This is a genomic window from Ercella succinigenes, from assembly GCF_900002895.1.
On sequence record NZ_CDHP01000055.1, the window covers coordinates 1 to 17,084 of the forward strand.

Below are 17,084 nucleotides of genomic sequence, written 5' to 3' on the forward strand. Positions count from 1 at the left end.
ACATTCGGATAATGGCAGCCCTATGAAGGGTGCAACTATGCTCGAAACACTCTATGAGCTAGGTATTAAGCCATCTCGTAGCAGACCAAGGGTAAGTAACGATAACCCATATTCAGAATCAATCTTTAAAACTTGCAAATACCGTCCAAACTACCCCAAAAAAGGATTTTCCAGCCTGAATGAGTCTCGAAAATGGTGCAAAAAATTTGTAGAGTGGTACAGACATGAGCATCGCCATAGTGGAATACAATTCCTTACTCCCAGTCAGCACCATAATGGACTTGCCCAAGATATCTTAAACCGTAGAAAGCAGGTGTATGCTACCGCAAGAATCAATAATCCATTGCGGTGGAAAAATAATACAAGAGCTTGGAATCTTCAACCAGAAGTTTGGTTGAATAGACCAAAGAAAATTTCAGATCAATTGCGACAACTATCTTGACAACCACCGGCCCCCCCCTATATGTCATAATAGTTGTCGTAGCAAAAATGCAGAAAGGAACCCTTAAATGGAACCTGAAAAAAACAAGCAACGACACATAGTAGACCGGTCAAATAATGACCGAGAGACTACCCGATTGTTTTGAAAAAAACTGTTATAATTATTAAGGAACTTAAATAATCACTGTCTTATAATTAATAATAATTAAAAAGAAAATAAATGATTAGTATTTTATAACCAATATTTAATATACATGAGGTGCAAAAATCATGGAAATTGATGTAAAAAACAAATTACCACTTCAAGGTGAAAAGGTTAATCTGACAGCACTCTATAAAGAAGATTTGCCCGAGTTAAAGCTTTTTTTTGCTGATATTGCTGTTTTGCAATACTATCTTCCCACTACAGTAAGACCATATAATCTGTCTCAACTTGAAAAATTGATGCAGGAATGGAATGACGGTGTTACTTGCTTTGTTTTTGCTATCAGAGCTGATAATAAGCTTATAGGCATAATAAATCTGGATGATCTGGACTGGTCAAATTCTAATGCTGAAGTTGGGATTGCAATTACAGACAGAGATGTAAAAGGTAAGGGTTATGCCAGTGATGCTTTGCAAACTTTATCTGACTATGCTTTTAAGGAATTGGGTTTGCATAGGTTATGGGCAAGAATAATTGAAGATAATGAGGCGTCGATAAATTTGTTTAAAAAAGCTGGATTTGTTTCTGAGGGGAAAATGATTCAACATGTTCGAAGAAATGGCGTCTGGAAAGATATGACAGTGTGGGGACTTATTGTAAATAATGAAAATGATTAGATATTTACGATTTTTTAACGATTATTTACAGTATTACTGCAAATATACTGTGCAATTATGATTTATTAAGCTACAATAATACTCGATAAACAAAATACCCTGTTTGATATACATATATTTTACACCTTAATATAATTTATACTGCGTATTTTTATATTTATATTATATGTAAACAGGTGTTCAAAATAATCTCATAATTATATGACCTCAATTAGCAGGGGGGCGATGACTTTGATCAGGACAGTACTGACACTTAGGATGGGCAGCAGAGACATGCAGGACACCACCTTTCTGGTTAATGATACGCAGATAGGGTATCTGGCACCTGGAGCACGCAGAAATCATGTATTATCAAGCCATCGATATATACAATTGATAAGTGGTCTAAGAGCGGATCTATCCGATCCTGCTACTGCTGCAGGGGCACAAAGGGAGCAGCTGCGTTTGTGGCAGCGCTGCAGCCGTGATGTGCAGCAAAGAGGTTTATCAATTCTATCTCAAGCGGCTTCCCATTATAGAATTATTCCTGATTGGCTTATAGGTCTTGATAATAAGTATCTTCATGCCTGGCTGATGGATAGGTATTGTATATATCTTATGCGTGAGGGTGAATTATTCCAGGTTGAACCTGTTGCAAATCAGACTGCACGTCTTCCGGAACTATGGCATGGTAGTTTATATCAAAGCACGGTAGAAATTATGGAAGGGGATTATTATCTCTTTTTGCCGCCTGAATTTTTTGAAGCTGTTTCAGCAGAGGAAGTTCAGGAAATTCTAAACGGTATGCAGCAGCTTTCGGTAAAAATTAACGAATTGGTTGAACTTGCCAGAATCAGAGGGTTTGAGATGGCTGAAACCTGGATGGCTCTCCAGATTCAGCGTATTGAATTCGATTCGCAGCAGCCAGCTTCCCTTGGCGAGAAAATATCTGCTTTTACCGGACGCTTCAAAAAAACTAATCAGGAAGAACTAGCCAGGCAAAGAGCTTCAAATTCGAGTTTGCGCCAAACCTCTCTGGGATCAGATGCTGATCTGCAGGATAGAGTGCCTGATAAAAAACGTTTGGAAAGGGATGTTTATTCGGAAGATTTTCTGGATTCTGATTTTGAGCCAGATACTTTATTGCCAAAATCTCAAAAACCAAATGTGAGAGATAGTCATGGTGACAGACGTCCCGCTTCTCATAATAATCGTAGCAATTCTTATCGTGACAGACCGAGAGTTGCAGATGATGCCCGCAGGCGGGCTGCTCGTAAAGGACCTATGGCTATCTGGTCGAATTGGCGCAAAGAGCAAAGATGGCTGGCAGTGCTGCTGGCATTATCAATACTTGTACTTGCTGTATGGGGTATTAGTAGTCTTTTAACAGGAGATAAAGAGGATCCAACCAATGGAACTTCAACAACAGATCAGATAGCTGATCCAACTCCGACACCAATACCTCCTGCGCAGACGACAACGACTCCTCCTGTTGAAATAGAAATGGAAGTTATTGCCAGAAGCCTTAATTTCCGTGAAGCTCCAGGAACAGAGGCCGGACTCGTTACTACATTGTCCGAAGGTGAGCGGGTAGTAAAACTTGCTGAAGAAGAGGATGGCTGGCTTAAAGTAAGGCTTGAAGATGGTACTGAAGCATATGCTTTTGGAGAATATTTGAGCGAAGTAGAAGATTCTGATGAATCTGAGAGCTAATTATAGTCAAGCTGCTATTTGCTATTGATCTGCACGTGTATTATAATTATATGTCATTTAATTATAATACACGGAGGATATATATTTGTCTTTAATTAAAGTTGATTGCCATACACACACTATCTCCAGCGGACATGCCTATAGTACACTGCAAGAAAATCTGGAGTCTGCAATAACAGGGGGGCTGGAAGGTCTGGCAGTGACAGATCATGGCCCGGCAATGCCGGGAGGTCCTCATGAAATATATTTTATGAATCTTAGATCTTTACCAAGGGAATACAAAGGGCTTAGGCTTTTGCGTGGGGTAGAGGCTAATATTATCGATTATAAAGGTAAGATAGATATAAATAAATATCCACTTAAAACACTTGATTTTTGTATAGCCAGCTATCATGAAATATGTATTAAGCCCGGTAGTGTGTCTGATCATACCGTTGGTTGGTTGGCTGTTATTGAAAATCCCTATATTAATTTGCTTGGTCATCCTGGCAGAGGCCGTTTTCCATTTGATATTGAAACTGTTGTAAAAGCTTGTAAAACTTATAATAAAGCTATTGAGATTAATAATCACACCTTATCAAGATCAATAGATAGAGAGTTTTGCCAGGAAATAGCGCTTGCCTGCAAAGAGCATGGTGTTTACATAATGGTAAACAGTGATGCTCATTTTTCACCTTTGATAGGGCAGGTATCAAAGGCAGAGGAAATGCTCAATTCAATTGATTTCCCAAATGAATTGATCGCAAACAGAGACCTTAAAAGTCTCGACTTATTTTTGAAAAAGAATTAATCTCTGACAGGACGGAAAAATTCTAGATAATCACAGCAATATTCGTCGTTTCCGGCAAGAGATTTGGCAGCATTATAAAGTGACATCAGATCCTTATCGAGAGGATTACAGATGGCACTGTCCAAGCCCATTGCCATTGCCTGAATAAGAAATGCCTGATTAAGATATTTTCTTGCAGGCAGACCGAATGACAAATTACTGAGTCCTACAACGATATGAACATTTGGATGTTTGGTTTTTAAGAGCTTAATTACCTCCAGAGCTTCTTTGCCTGCCTGGTCGTCGGTTGCCAGAGGCCTGATCATGGGATCAAGCAGTATTCGGTCTTCAGATATGCCTTTTTCTTGCAATTTGGCAATGATTCTTTCGGCTATATCCATTCTTTGTTCTATACCTTCCGGCATTTTGTCCTCATCCATCAGAAGGGCTATTAGTGAAGAATCATAAGCTAGAGCCAGTTCTGATATTTTTTCAAATCTTTTTGGCTCAAGCGTTATTGAATTAAGCATCTGGTTTTTAAGCTCTGTTTTATTTAGAATGTAAGCGATTGTATCAGCATCTGGTGAATCAATTACAAAGGGAAGACCTGCTGATTTTACTGTGTTTGCCAGATAAAGCAAAACTTCTGCTTCTTCGTGCAGGAAAGTACCAGCGTTTATATCGAGGTAATCGGCTCCATTGGCGGCGATCTGTTTTGCTTGCTCAAGCAGCCATATGCTGTTTCTTTCTTTTAAAGCCTGTTCAACCTTTTTTATGGAACTGTTTAGATTTTCTGCAATAATATACAATTGTATATCCTCCTATACATTATGTTGTGCTATTTTATCAGAGTGTTTTTCTTTAAACGAATATTTATACTTTCAAAATTATGAACGATTATTTAATCCTGATTTTAACATGAATTCTTTGATTATTCCTGACCGGTTAAAGGGTGCTATCAGGTAAAAGCCGTCTACGTGGTCTTTAGCAGCTTCCGATATAGATAATATTTGCTCAAGTCCTATTTTTTCAGCTTCTTTTTTTGCCATATCCGGTTTGAACTGTTCAATCATATATTTTGGTATTCTTATGCCCGGCACTTCCTGATCCATATAAGAAGCATTACGCAAACTGACCAAAGGCATGAGTCCAAGCAAGACTGTAATATTCATGGCTCGAATTTCAGAAACCATATCCTGTATGCTTTGATCCCATATATATACAGGTTGAGTAAGTATCATGGAAGCACCTGTTTCTTTTTTGGCAGCAATTCTTTTTAATTCTATCTCCGGATTGGCAGCTCCCAGATCTGCCGCTGCTGCCAGTAAAAAAGGACTTTCGGCAAAAACATCCTGATTCATTTGTTTGGCAAGTGACAACAGGCCTGAACTGTTAACGTTAAAAACAGGTTTAACAAAGCCACGATCACTTTCCGGAATTCTATCTCCGGTTATTGCCAGAATTTGCCGTATACCTTCACTATGGGCTCCTAACATTAAACTTCGCAACGCGTTTACATTTCTATCTCTGCAGGTTATATGGGGAAGTACAGGCAGACCGGTTTCTCGATATATTCTGGCTGCTGCGATTATTGGATCGAGTTTTACTCTGGATAAAGGCGAATCGGCAATTGTAATTGCATCTATACCGCAATCAGATAATTCGGCAGCAGAATTGATCATTTTACCAAGATCGCTATTTTTGGGCGGATCAAGTTCACATACCGTAATAAATTCTTTGTTTTTTATTTTCTCTTGCAAATGTAAAGAAGTAAAACCGGTTTTTTTAACAAAAACTTTCTTTTTGTTCTTATCATATTCATTAGAAGTGAAACCGGTGCTAATATCAGAACAAGGCTGGTTGAGGTTTTTGTTCAAACCACCTTTTGAGATAAGATTGTTTAACTCCTTTATATGCTCGGGAGTAGTTCCGCAGCAGCCGCCTAGAATTAAAAGCCGAGGGTGATACAAATCCTGACTGCTGTCGGCAAAATATTTAGGTGTAGAACCAAAAACCATTCTCTGATTTTCCATGCGTGGATAGCCGCTGTTAGGCATGAGCGACAATGGTTTACCCGACAAAGGCAGACGGCAGATTAATTGTCTTAGATGTGTAGGGCCGACACCGCAATTCAAGCCTAGAATGTCAATTTCTTGCATCTGACTAATACGTTGATCGAGCTTATCAAGGGAAAGACCTTTTCTTGTATATCCGTCTGCTGAAATGGCAAAAGAAGCAAGAATTATTGCCTCGGGATTTTCTTGCCGGATAATTTTGCATAATGGCAGTAACTCTTCCGGATCAGCAAATGTTTCCAGGACAAAAAGATCTGCTCCTTCTTTTACAAAAGCCTTTGCCGCTGCCTGCCAAGCTTTTTCGCAAATTTCCTGTTCAACATCATATACAGGCCCAAAATCAGCGGCTGCCCATGCTGTTTCACCTGCTGCTTTTAAAGCTATTTTATAACCTGCTGCAGCTATTTCAGCTATCTTTTCAATTGAATCAGCAGAGTCAGGAGATATAATTGCAAAGGTATTACTTCGTAATAGTCTGGCACCGGCAGCAATATAATCTTTATGTATTTCAAGAATATCGTCAGGATTGTCTAAATTAGACATTTCACAATCAGATAGAGGTTTCTGATACTTATTTACATACCATGTTCCCATGGCGCCATCTGCAATGATCAAATTTTCTTTTAATAAATCTTTTGCTTTTTTCATAACAAGACCTCCTGACAGAATATTCTAGCACGATCATAGAAAGAAGCAAACTTTATGACAATTTTTTACCAAAATAGTCATAAAACAGCAAAATAATACTATACATAGAGTGCGATAGATAAAAATTCGAGAAAAAATAAAAAAATCATTTAAGGGGGTAGACAAAATCAAAAACCTGCGGTAAAATCATTGAGCGGGTTGGCACTGAAGACGTGCGGGTGTAGTTCAATGGTAGAACCTCAGCCTTCCAAGCTGATTGCGTGGGTTCGATTCCCATCACCCGCTCCAATTGATAAACCCGGTGGCGGCTATAAGCCGCCATTTTATCATATTTACATGGGTCTATAGCTCAGCAGGATAGAGCAACAGCCTTCTAAGCTGTGGGTCGGAGGTTCGAATCCTCCTAGGCTCACCAAAACCGTTCTCAGGAACGGTTTTTGTTTGCGTTTTTTGAATAGTCTAAGCTGTGATATAATGGTTCGGCGTATTGATAATATAAATCAGGAGGGAGCAAAACCCGTAACTGATTGTGCTTTTTAGATTAACAGGCATAATTCAGAGGTTTTGTGTGTGAGAATGAAAAAAAGCAAGGCATATGATAATGACAGCATTTCCTCATTAAAAGGAGCGGATAGGGTAAGGCTCAGACCGGGTGTTATATTTGGTTCTGATGATCTTGTAGGTTGTCAGCATTCATTTTTTGAGATTTTATCTAATTCAATCGATGAAGCCAGGGAAGGCTTTGGCGATACTATTGAAATCAGACGTTTTGCAGACGGATCTATTGAGGTGGAAGACTATGGACGTGGTATTCCGCTGGATTATAATACAAAAGAAGAAAGATTTAACTGGGAACTTGTTTATTGTGAATTATATGCAGGTGGTAAGTACACAAACAATAGCGGAGAGCTGTACGAGTTCAGTCTTGGCTTAAATGGTCTTGGCGCTTGTGCCACACAGTATGCATCGCAATATTTTGATGTTACTGTTTATCGTGATGGTCATAAATATGATCTGCATTTCGAAAAGGGAGAAAATATAGGTGGGTTAACCAAAACCCCTATTAAGAAAAAAAGAACCGGGACAGTTCAGCGTTGGCTTCCGGATAGAGAAGTTTTTACCGAAGTTATAATTCCTCTGTCTTTTTTTCAGCAAACCTTAAAACGACAGGCTGTTGTTAATGCAGGTATAACCTTTCGTCTTACTGATGATTCTACAGGTCAGGTAGAGGAATTTTGCTATCCGGAAGGCATTCTGGGTTATGTTAGAGAACTCGATGATGGTAAAGGTCTTTCTGAACCGATATCTTTTGATGGCAGCGGCAAAGGCAGAGATCGTAAAGATAAAGCCGATTATAAAGTTAAAGCTGAAATAGCTTTTTGCTTTAACAATGAGAAACCGGTTATAGAGTACTATCACAATTCAAGCTGGCTCGAATATGGCGGTTCACCCGATAAGGCTGTTCGCAGTGCAATGATTGCTGAATTTGATAAGCAAATAAAGGCTCAGGATAAATATAAAGGTAATGAATCAAAAATTACTTTTAATGATATTCAGGATAGTCTTATTCTAATTACCAGTTCTTTTTCAACACAGACAAGCTATGAGAATCAGACAAAAAAAGCAATAAATAACAAGTATATTCAGGAGTTCATAAATGAACTGCTTAGAAGTAAACTGGAGATCTGGTTTATTGAGCATAAAGCTGAATCAGACAGGGTAATTGAACAGATTCTGATCAATAAGCGTAGTAGAGAAAATGCTGAAAAACAGCGTCTTAATATCAGGAAAAAGCTGATGGGCAGTGTTGATATGGTTAACCGTATCAAGAATTTTGTTGACTGTCGTACACGTGATACAAACAAAAGAGAATTATATATTGTTGAGGGTAATTCAGCTTTAGGTTCTTGTAAAATGGGACGAGATTCTGAATTTCAGGCAATAATACCTGTAAGAGGTAAAATCCTGAATTGTCTTAAGGCTGATTATAATGCGATCTTTAAAAGTGACATAATAACGGATTTAATAAAAGTTCTGGGCTGCGGGGTGGAAATCCAAACTAAGCATAACAAGGATATGTCTACTTTTAATCTGGATAATCTGCGTTGGAATAAAGTTATTATCTGTACAGATGCCGATGTGGATGGTTTTCAGATAAGGACACTTATTCTGGCAATGTTCTACAGACTGGTTCCCACCTTAATTGAAGAGGGTAAAATTTTTATAGCTGAATCACCTTTATTTGAAATAACACAGAAAGTAAAAAAAGAAGAAAAAACCTGGTTTGCTTATAATGAAAGAGAAAAAAATCTGATTATGTCAAAAATAGGTGAAGATAAATGTCATATTCAAAGATCAAAAGGTCTTGGTGAGAACGAACCGGAAATGATGTGGCAAACTACTATGAATCCTGAAACAAGAAGACTGATAGAGGTAGTGCCTGAAGATGCTCAGAAAACACTTCAAGTTTTTGACTGTCTTCTTGGTGATAATCTTACTGGCAGGAAGAGTCATATCGAGCAAAATGGACATTTATATCTTGATATGCTTGATGTTTGATCAAAAATTCGCATTGCTGCAGGAGGCTGAATGATCTAATGGCACAAAATATTCTGACAAAGCAAAATATTACGGACACTCTTGAACAAAATTATATGCCTTATGCTATGAGTGTAATTGTTGCAAGGGCAATACCTGAGATAGACGGATTTAAACCTTCTCATCGTAAGCTTTTATATACAATGTATAAAATGGGTCTGATGAATGGCAATAGAACAAAATCTGCCAATGTAGTTGGTCAGACCATGAAATTGAATCCACATGGTGATGCCGCTATTTATGAAACAATGGTCAGGTTGACCAGAGGTAACGGCGCTCTTTTACATCCCTGGGTAGATTCCAAAGGTAATTTCGGACGCACTTATTCTCGCGACATGCAGTATGCTGCTTCAAGGTACACTGAAGTAAGGCTTGATGCTAGCTGTGAAACTCTATTTCAAGGTTTGGAGCGCAATAGTGTTGATTTTATAGATAATTATGATGGTACACTTAAAGAACCAAGACTGCTGCCGGCTGTTTTCCCCAGTATTCTGGTTAACAGTAATCAGGGAATTGCAGTTGGTATGGCAAGTAATATCTGTTCTTTCAATCTGGCGGAAGTATGTCAGGCAACTATTGAGATGATTAAAAATGAACAGACTGATCTGCTTACAATCATGCCTGCACCTGACTTTTCCACCGGAGCTGAGCTGATTTATAATGCAGAAGAAATGCGCAAAGTTTATGAATCAGGCAGAGGCAGCATTAAGCTGCGAGCAACATATAAAATTGATAAGAAAAACGGACATCTGGAAATTCTGGAAATCCCTTATTCAACAACTGTAGAAGCTATTATTGATGATATAACCAATCTGGTTAAACTTGGCAAAATAAAAGAAATTAATGATATTAGAGATGAAACCGATCTGGATGGTCTTAAGGTAACTATTGATTATAAGCGTAATGCCGACCCGGAAGCTTTGATGCAAAAGCTTTATCGTATGACATCTCTGCAGGCAAATTTCCCTTGTAATTTTAATATTCTGATTGAAGGACACCCTAGAGTTATGGGTGTAGGGGAGATAATAAGAGAATGGCTGTCTTGGAGAAGAGGCTGTCTGCATAGAGAAATAAGCTTTGATCTTGGCAAAAAACGTGATCGGCTGCATTTGCTCAAGGGTCTTGAAAGCATTTTGCTTGATATAGATAAGGCTATCAAAATAATCAGAGAGACAGAAAAGGAAGCTGATGTAATAAATAACCTGATTGCAGGTTTTGGTATAGATAAGATACAGGCAGAATATGTTGCAGATATTAGATTGAGACAGCTCAACAGACAGTATATTCTGCAAAGAATATCTGATATAGAAAATCTGAATAAAGAAATTGCCAGCCTTGAAGCAATTTTGGCCAGCAGCAAAAAAATCGATAAAGTTATTATCCGCCAGCTGGAAGAAACCAGCAAAAAATACGGCAAGCCTCGCAAAACAAAATTGGTTGATGGCGATAAGGTTGAAATCATAAGTGATCATGAATTGATTGAAGATTTCAAGTTGAAGATTTTCCTTACAGAACATGGTTATCTGAAAAAAATACCTCTTACTTCTCTTAGAAGTGCCGGTGATTTAAAAACAAAAGAAGATGATACGATTGTTCAGGAGCTGGAAGGCAAGAACAAATCAGATCTTTTGCTGTTTACCGATAGAGGAACTGTTTATAAGATGAAGGTTTTTGAATTAAAAGATCATAAACCTTCCGATCTTGGTGAATATACTCCTAATCTACTGGGGCTTGAGGATGGAGAAAGAATTGTTGCTATCCATAATACGGAAGACTACAGTGGATATATGCTGGCAGGCTTTGAGTCGGGTAAGGTTGTAAAACTGCCTATAAGCTGTTATGAAACAAAAACAAACAGGAAAAAACTCGTTAATGCCTATAGTACATCAACCGCTTTGGTTGCGATATACTTCATTAATGAAGATGAAGATTTTGTTGTCATGAGTAATATAAAAAAAGCCCTCGTTTTTAATAGTTCAAGAATACCGCTAAAAACAACCAGACAATCACAGGGTGTTCAGGTTATACTTTCTAAAAAGGGAAGTATAATGACTTTGTTCAAACGCCTAAGCGAATCGAATATTGAAAATGATAAGTATTACCGCAACAAAAATATACCGGCAGTAGGTTTTTATCTTAAAGAAAATACTCTGACTGATCGGCAGTTAGGTCTGGAAGGTATTTAAATGGCAGCTTATGATTATATAAATCAGGATAAATCAGCAAATGTCAGATTTAAAAAAATCCTGATTATTATACTTGTACTGGCTTTGCTTGCAGCAGCAGCTGTCGGTGTTTTTCTGACAAGGCAGCAAAAGCAGAAGGAAGATACGCTTGAAGCATATAATCTTGCTATAGAAGATAAAGATTATGAGTTGGCAATGTCTTTATACAGATCGGTAAAAGAAAGAGCATTAACCAATGCTTCCTCAACTCAGCAAAGCATTTATCAGCAGACTCTTGAAGCAATTGAACAAGACATTGAATCAAGGCTAAGTGATTTGCTCGATATTTTAATTGCCGGTCGGGATCCTGATAAAGATCAGCTGGCATATGCTGAAGGTATGGCGGAAATTGCCGGTGTAAGGCTGATAAATTTTGTCAGATCACAATGCCGTTTGTTTTTGAATGGCGAAATTTCTTCAAATGAATTGATCAGAAGAATAGACCCTTTGATCGAACTTGAAAATGTCAGCCCTGTGCTCTCTGATATACCTGATCAAATTCCGTTAATGAGCAGAGCGGCTCCCTATATTACAACAGCAGAAAAATTATTAGCAGCCGGGGACTGGTACAGTGCTCATTCAGACTGGCTGCAAATACTTGAAAAAGAAAATCTTGGTAGTTTTACTACAGATTATATCTACGAACGTCTTGAATATACGGAAAAACAAATGTATGAGCCTTTACTGGAAGAGGCCAGAACAACTATGTCAGGTGGCCGGTATGTGACAGCACAAGCTCAATTGCTGGCTTTGCAAGAGGTTTTTCCACAAGATGAAATTATAAAAAAAGCATTGGCTGAATGTTCTGATTATGTGCCGGAAAATCTGGTTAAATGGACAGAATATGATCAGGTTGAAATTATTACATTAAGACCTCTCATAATCGATGCTAAAAATGCTTTTGACGGCGATCAGTATTCTTCAGCTACCAATGATGCTATGGTAACAGTTAATGAGTTCCGCGCGATGCTGGATCAGTTATATAAAAATAATTTTGTTCTGGTAGATGCTTTTCTTCTTTATAATGAGGACGGCAGCTACAGAGAGTTTATGGTGCCGGAAGGTAAAAAACCTCTTGTTATTGTTCTGGATAGTTTAAATTATTATGTCACGCGCAGAGAATCAGGTAATGCCTGGAATCTTGTAATTGATCAGGAGGGCGAAGTTAGCACAGAATATGTGGATCAGAATGGCAACACTGTAATTGAAAGAGAAGCAGAGGCCGTAGGTATTTTAGATGTTTTTGTTAAGGAAAACCCCGAGTTCTCTTTTGATGGAGCCAAAGGCGTTATTTCGCTAACTGGTTATGAATGTTTGTTTGGGTATGTTGTTAGCCGGCAGCAAGCTGATTTTAGAAATCAGGCATTACAGGAGCATGGTTATCCTGTTGTTGATTGGACGGAAGATTTAATAGAAAAAGAAAGAGAAAAGGCGGCGGCTGTTGCCAAAAGATTAAGTGAAACCGGCTGGACTTTTGCTTCCTCAACTTATGCCAATATTAATCTTAGAGATAGTTCTTTTGAGACAATAAAAGAGGATACTGCCAAATGGCAGTCAGAGATTGGTTCTGTAATCGGCGGGGTAGATATATTAAATTATCCTTTCGGAGCTTTCCTGGGCGGTTCTGACGAAAGACTGCAGCATTTAATAGATAACGGTTTTAGATTTTTTGCAGGGCAGGGGATAACTCCTTATAGGATTTTTGGCAGCGGATACCTTTATGCTGACCGCTTGCCTGTAAATGGTTTTACTTTAAGACAATATGATCAATATCAGCTTGGCAGATTGTTTAATGCTACCGAGGTATATGAAACAGCAGTCAGACCATGAATTGATCTGACTGCCTCTTGTTGGTAGAAGAAAAATTTTTATTGCCTATATCTCAATTTTTCATCGCAGGAAAAATTCTTTATATAGTTCTTTTACTGCATAATTACAGTATTCCTCACGAACCCCAAACATAACACTTATTTCAGAAGAACCTTGATTGATAATTTCAAGATTGACTCCGGCATTGCTTAGCGAATTGGCAGCTCTTGCTGTGACTCCGACTGTCCTTGCCATTGCCTCACCGACGATCATTACGATAGCCAGATTTCTATCAACCGATACTTTTTCTACCGCAAGCTCATTTATAAGTCTGCGAACAACTCTTTTTTCGCGCTCCGGGGTAAAAACATTCTGACGCATGACGATAGATATTGAATCAATACCTGAAGGCATATGTTCAAAAGGTATATGTTCATCTGCCAGTATCTGGAGAACTTTAAGTGCGAATCCGACTTCACGGTTCATAAGGTATTTGCTCATATTAAGCACACAAAAGCCTTTAGCTCCGGCAATACCTGTAACAATACCATCGAAATTAGCACGGTGATTTACTATCATGGTTCCCTTAGCTACAGGGTTATTGGTATTTTTAATGTTTACCGGAATACCTTTGCGGTAGGCTGGTGTTAAAGCTTCTTCATGCAATACGCTAAAGCCTGCATAAGCCAGCTCTCGCATCTCATCATATGTTATTTCAGAAACAGGATGAGGGTTTTTAATCAGATTTGGATTTACAGAATAAACTGAATCTACATCTGTCCAGTTTTCATAAATTTGTGCTTCGAGAGCTGCTGCCAGAATGGATCCCGTAATATCAGATCCTCCTCTGGAGAAGGTTACAACCTCGCCGCCTGGTGTATAGCCGAAAAAACCTGGGAAAACAATAATTCCCTGATAATTCGTCATTTTTGCCAGTTTTTCATATGCTTCCGGCATAACCTGAGCATTGCCAAACTCTTCCGTAAGAAGCATACCGGCAGTTTTTGGATTGAAATATTCAGCTTTTTTGCCAATGCTGACAAGATAATCAGCTACAAGCTTTGCACAATTGTCTTCTCCTGCAGCTTTCATGGAATCCATAAACCGCATTGAATCTGCGCAGTCGGCGCACATGCGTGAGCGCAAATCTTTTTCAATAACCTCTATAATATTAGTTTCAAGTTCCAGTTCGTCAGCTATATCAGAAAATCTTACTAAAATATCCGATAATTCCTTTTCGCCATCATAACCGCTGATGCGGGCATTGGCTAAAGCAATCAACAGATCGGTAACCTTGATATCCTCACTGGCTCTTTTGCCAGGAGCTGATACAACCATGACTTTGCGACTAGCGTCACTTAGCATAATATCGCATACTTTACGAATTTGTTCGGCATTTGCCAGAGAAGAACCACCAAATTTACATACTTTCATCTATTTTAATCCCCCTATACAACAATCCAATTATAGACAAGATGCAGATTTTCTTCAATAATAGTATGTAAAGATTATAACAGTGACGTAAAAGGGAGGGAAATTACCTGAAAAAGTCAGTATTTTGACTAAAAATTCAAGGTGATTCTATTGAAAATGAGTAAATGGCTGGAAAAAAGATTTAAACCCGATTTGATCAGCAGTGGTGTTGACCAGATTGATTATGAAAAACTTTATAGTGATGGAATTAGATTGCTTTTGCTGGATATTGACAATACTCTTGCTATTCATGGTTCAAAAATGGCTGACGAGTACGCGCATGAAGCTATACAAAAAATGAAATCTGCAGGGTTACAAGTTTTTATTTTGTCTAATGCCAAGAAAAAAAGAGCGCAAAGCTTTGCGGATAGTCTGAAATTGGAGGCAGAAGGGATGGCAAATAAGCCTTCTGGAAAAGTTTTGCTTGAGGTCTGTACAAGATTTGGTATTGATCCGCAAAATTCCTGTATGATCGGCGATCAAATTTTTACAGATGTTTGGGCAGCCAGAAAAGCCGGAACCAAATCAATACTTGTAAGACCAAGATCTTTAGAAGAAAGTCCACATATAAAATTAAAAAGAAAGCTTGAGAACATGATATTAAATAAAATTGGTTCTCAGTGATAACGTCTTTTATACTGGTATAAGAGAAGCTTTTTTTAATTATATAAAAGTTATACTTGCGGCATAGCTTAAGATAGCATAAAATAGGATAGTCTTTGACCCTTTTTATTAAGGATATGTAAAATTTTGGAGGAATAATAGATGATCAGTGCAGGTGAATTTCGTAACGGTGTTACTTTTGAAATGGACGGAAATGTTTTCCAGGTTGTTGAGTTTCAACATGTTAAACCGGGAAAAGGAGCAGCTTTTGTCAGAACAAAATATCGCAATGTAAAAACAGGTGCTGTTGTGGAACGTAGTTTCTCACCAACGGAGAAGTTTGAAAGAGCACAGCTCGATCGTGCTGATATGACATATCTTTATTCTGATGGCGATCTTTATCACTTCATGAATGTTGAAACTTATGAGCAAATACCTTTTACAGCAGAAAAATTAGGTGATGCACTTAAATTTCTTAAAGAAAATATGACTTGTAAAGTTCTTTCCTATAAAGGAAATGTTTTTGGTGTTGAGCCTCCGATTTTTGTTGAACTGGAAATTACAGAATGTGAACCTGGAGTAAAAGGTGATACAGCTCAGAATGCAACTAAAACGGCGATTGTCGAAACGGGTGCTTCTGTTAAAGTTCCTTTATTTGTTAATCAAGGTGAAGTGATTCGCATAGATACACGTACCGGCGATTACATGGAGAGAGTCTAATCAATCATGGCTACTGACTGGTCTGGATCGGGAAATTCTGTTAAGGGTGAACGCGCCATGTCGCGTGGGTTTGTTGCACAGTATGCAGCAGAAGCTGCAATGCAGGCAAATGGTGTGGCAACCCTTGATACAAGCGCAATTGTTACTATAAAAGAAGCTTTAGGTGCAGATCATGAGGGTAAGGGCGTAAGAGTAGTCTTTCGCGAAGATAGAGAAGATTTTGTTACAATAACTGTATACCCTGTAATATATTTCGGAAACATTATTCCGGAAGTTGCCTGGTCGGTGCAGGAACGTGTCAAGGCCGATGTTGAAAAATACACGGGTCTTGTAGTGGAAGCTGTTCATGTGCATGTGAAGGGCATTGTGACCAGAGAGGAGGCCGGAATATGAACAGACTTGTTCGAATTATATTAATACTTTTTTCTTTTGCATTGTCTGTTATTTCTATTTTGTTTTTAATGATGCTTTTTAGCAAAGGTGTGCTGAGTGGAATCATTTTAATGCTTACGCAGATGTCTGAGCGCAGCTCTTATCAGTTTGCAGGCAGTATTTTTGCTATATTTTCGCTGGTGTTATCTATGATGATGCTGGTATACTCAATAATGAGTGGACGTCTCAGAAAAACAAGGATAAGAGATAATGAGATCGGCAATATTGATATAGGTGTTGATGCAATTGAAAGTATAGCCCTGAATTCTGCCAAATCTGCTCAATGTGGTATAAAAACAGCTAAGGCCAGAGTTGCACCTTTTAAGGGTGATAAGATATCTGTACAGTTGACTACTGTTTTGTACTCGGATGTAGAAGTACCTGCTATGATGGCAAAGGTACAAGATAGAATAAAAAAAGATATTGAAAGATATACCGGCATACCAGTTGCCGAGGTTCAGATCAAAGTAGCTCGTGTAGAGGCTGTAGCCGCTCGCGTGGAACATTGACGGGACGTGTGAAATGAACAGCAAAAATTTCCTGCAAAGTCTAAAAGAATTGTTCAAGGATAAAAATCCTGGAGCTGTGGGAGCCGTCATAGGCTTGGCTTTCGCACTTTCCTGGGTGATTTTTGGCTTGTTTAAGACTATTTTCATTCTGGCTATGACCGTGTTGGGATATTTTCTTGGTATTAGATATTTCAGTCACAAAGATGATTTCCGCAATTTGCTGGACAAAATATTGCCGCCTGGCTTATTCAGATAGAGGAGTATATAA

General features: G+C 38.4%; 15 protein-coding genes and 2 tRNA genes. 14 read left to right on the forward strand and 3 right to left on the reverse strand.

The features are described from left to right. The 4 genes from AC0KSB_RS11715 to AC0KSB_RS11730 all read left to right on the forward strand — a co-directional run. Window positions 1-442 (forward strand): transposase (locus AC0KSB_RS11715; protein WP_472309472.1); only part of this gene is annotated, 442 nt, incomplete at its 5' end. Window positions 443-711: 269 nt separating this feature from the next. Further along, on the forward strand, window positions 712-1,263 hold the full coding sequence (locus AC0KSB_RS11720) for a GNAT family N-acetyltransferase (RefSeq protein ID WP_472309474.1): 552 nt from the start codon (window positions 712-714) through the stop codon (window positions 1,261-1,263). Window positions 1,264-1,494: 231 nt separating this feature from the next. Further along, window positions 1,495-2,955: an SH3 domain-containing protein gene (locus AC0KSB_RS11725; protein ID WP_472309476.1), complete on the forward strand. Its 1,461-nt coding sequence runs from the start codon at window positions 1,495-1,497 to the stop codon at window positions 2,953-2,955. 85 nt (window positions 2,956-3,040) lie between these two features. Beyond that, window positions 3,041-3,745, forward strand: a complete 705-nt coding sequence (locus AC0KSB_RS11730; RefSeq protein ID WP_472309478.1) for a phosphatase — start codon at window positions 3,041-3,043, stop codon at window positions 3,743-3,745. On the opposite strand, the gene AC0KSB_RS11735 is transcribed toward AC0KSB_RS11730, so the two are convergent. Both AC0KSB_RS11735 and AC0KSB_RS11740 read right to left on the reverse strand, forming a co-directional pair. Continuing rightward, a complete protein-coding gene (locus AC0KSB_RS11735) occupies window positions 3,742-4,533 on the reverse strand; it encodes a dihydropteroate synthase (protein ID WP_472309480.1) in 792 nt (263 codons plus the stop codon). The genes AC0KSB_RS11730 and AC0KSB_RS11735 overlap by 4 nt on opposite strands. Before the next feature lie 78 nt (window positions 4,534-4,611). Beyond that, window positions 4,612-6,447, reverse strand: coding sequence for a bifunctional homocysteine S-methyltransferase/methylenetetrahydrofolate reductase (locus AC0KSB_RS11740; RefSeq protein WP_472309482.1), 1,836 nt, complete (start codon window positions 6,445-6,447; stop codon window positions 4,612-4,614). A 214-nt stretch (window positions 6,448-6,661) separates the two neighbouring features. Here AC0KSB_RS11740 and AC0KSB_RS11745 point away from each other — a divergent pair. The 5 genes from AC0KSB_RS11745 (at window position 6,662) to AC0KSB_RS11765 (ending at window position 13,100) form a co-directional block, all read left to right on the forward strand. Continuing rightward, window positions 6,662-6,735: transfer RNA gene (locus AC0KSB_RS11745), tRNA-Gly, on the forward strand. 50 nt (window positions 6,736-6,785) lie between these two features. Then, window positions 6,786-6,862, forward strand: a tRNA-Arg gene (locus AC0KSB_RS11750). Between the two features lie 161 nt (window positions 6,863-7,023). Then, a complete protein-coding gene (locus AC0KSB_RS11755) occupies window positions 7,024-9,006 on the forward strand; it encodes a DNA gyrase/topoisomerase IV subunit B (RefSeq protein WP_472309528.1) in 1,983 nt (660 codons plus the stop codon). Window positions 9,007-9,044: 38 nt separating this feature from the next. Next, window positions 9,045-11,231 (forward strand): DNA gyrase subunit A, encoded by a 2,187-nt coding sequence (locus AC0KSB_RS11760; protein WP_472309484.1) that lies wholly within the window; start codon window positions 9,045-9,047, stop codon window positions 11,229-11,231. Further along, window positions 11,232-13,100, forward strand: coding sequence for a polysaccharide deacetylase family protein (locus AC0KSB_RS11765; RefSeq protein ID WP_472309486.1), 1,869 nt, complete (start codon window positions 11,232-11,234; stop codon window positions 13,098-13,100). 60 nt (window positions 13,101-13,160) lie between these two features. Here AC0KSB_RS11765 and AC0KSB_RS11770 read toward each other — a convergent pair whose 3' ends face one another. Then, entirely contained in the window at window positions 13,161-14,513 is a 1,353-nt protein-coding gene (locus AC0KSB_RS11770) for an aspartate kinase (RefSeq protein ID WP_472309488.1), read from the reverse strand. A gap of 156 nt (window positions 14,514-14,669) precedes the next feature. On the opposite strand from AC0KSB_RS11770, the gene AC0KSB_RS11775 reads away from it, so the two are divergent. The 5 genes from AC0KSB_RS11775 to AC0KSB_RS11795 all read left to right on the forward strand — a co-directional run bounded on the left by AC0KSB_RS11775 (window position 14,670) and on the right by AC0KSB_RS11795 (window position 17,072). Then, window positions 14,670-15,176: a YqeG family HAD IIIA-type phosphatase gene (locus AC0KSB_RS11775; protein ID WP_472309490.1), complete on the forward strand. Its 507-nt coding sequence runs from the start codon at window positions 14,670-14,672 to the stop codon at window positions 15,174-15,176. Between the two features lie 141 nt (window positions 15,177-15,317). Beyond that, window positions 15,318-15,875: an elongation factor P gene (gene efp, locus AC0KSB_RS11780; protein ID WP_472309492.1), complete on the forward strand. Its 558-nt coding sequence runs from the start codon at window positions 15,318-15,320 to the stop codon at window positions 15,873-15,875. A 6-nt stretch (window positions 15,876-15,881) separates the two neighbouring features. Beyond that, the gene (locus AC0KSB_RS11785) at window positions 15,882-16,268 is read left to right on the forward strand and encodes an Asp23/Gls24 family envelope stress response protein (RefSeq protein ID WP_472309494.1); all 387 of its coding nucleotides are present in this window, start codon (window positions 15,882-15,884) and stop codon (window positions 16,266-16,268) included. Next, window positions 16,265-16,816, forward strand: coding sequence for an alkaline shock response membrane anchor protein AmaP (gene amaP, locus AC0KSB_RS11790; protein WP_472309496.1), 552 nt, complete (start codon window positions 16,265-16,267; stop codon window positions 16,814-16,816). Before AC0KSB_RS11785 ends, amaP begins: the two co-directional genes overlap by 4 nt. A gap of 13 nt (window positions 16,817-16,829) precedes the next feature. Continuing rightward, a complete protein-coding gene (locus AC0KSB_RS11795; RefSeq protein WP_472309498.1) occupies window positions 16,830-17,072 on the forward strand; it encodes a DUF2273 domain-containing protein in 243 nt (80 codons plus the stop codon). The last annotated feature ends 12 nt before the right edge of the window (window positions 17,073-17,084 follow it).

Coding starts and splice junctions, on each gene's coding strand:
- AC0KSB_RS11720 (WP_472309474.1), top strand. CDS start 712: ATGGAAATTGATGTAAAAAACAAATTACCACTTCAAGGTGAAAAGGTT.
- AC0KSB_RS11740 (WP_472309482.1), bottom strand. CDS start 6,447: ATGAAAAAAGCAAAAGATTTATTAAAAGAAAATTTGATCATTGCAGAT.
- AC0KSB_RS11755 (WP_472309528.1), top strand. CDS start 7,024: ATGAAAAAAAGCAAGGCATATGATAATGACAGCATTTCCTCATTAAAA.
- AC0KSB_RS11760 (WP_472309484.1), top strand. CDS start 9,045: ATGGCACAAAATATTCTGACAAAGCAAAATATTACGGACACTCTTGAA.
- AC0KSB_RS11765 (WP_472309486.1), top strand. CDS start 11,232: ATGGCAGCTTATGATTATATAAATCAGGATAAATCAGCAAATGTCAGA.
- AC0KSB_RS11770 (WP_472309488.1), bottom strand. CDS start 14,513: ATGAAAGTATGTAAATTTGGTGGTTCTTCTCTGGCAAATGCCGAACAA.
- AC0KSB_RS11775 (WP_472309490.1), top strand. CDS start 14,670: ATGAGTAAATGGCTGGAAAAAAGATTTAAACCCGATTTGATCAGCAGT.
- efp (WP_472309492.1), top strand. CDS start 15,318: ATGATCAGTGCAGGTGAATTTCGTAACGGTGTTACTTTTGAAATGGAC.
- AC0KSB_RS11785 (WP_472309494.1), top strand. CDS start 15,882: ATGGCTACTGACTGGTCTGGATCGGGAAATTCTGTTAAGGGTGAACGC.
- amaP (WP_472309496.1), top strand. CDS start 16,265: ATGAACAGACTTGTTCGAATTATATTAATACTTTTTTCTTTTGCATTG.
- AC0KSB_RS11795 (WP_472309498.1), top strand. CDS start 16,830: ATGAACAGCAAAAATTTCCTGCAAAGTCTAAAAGAATTGTTCAAGGAT.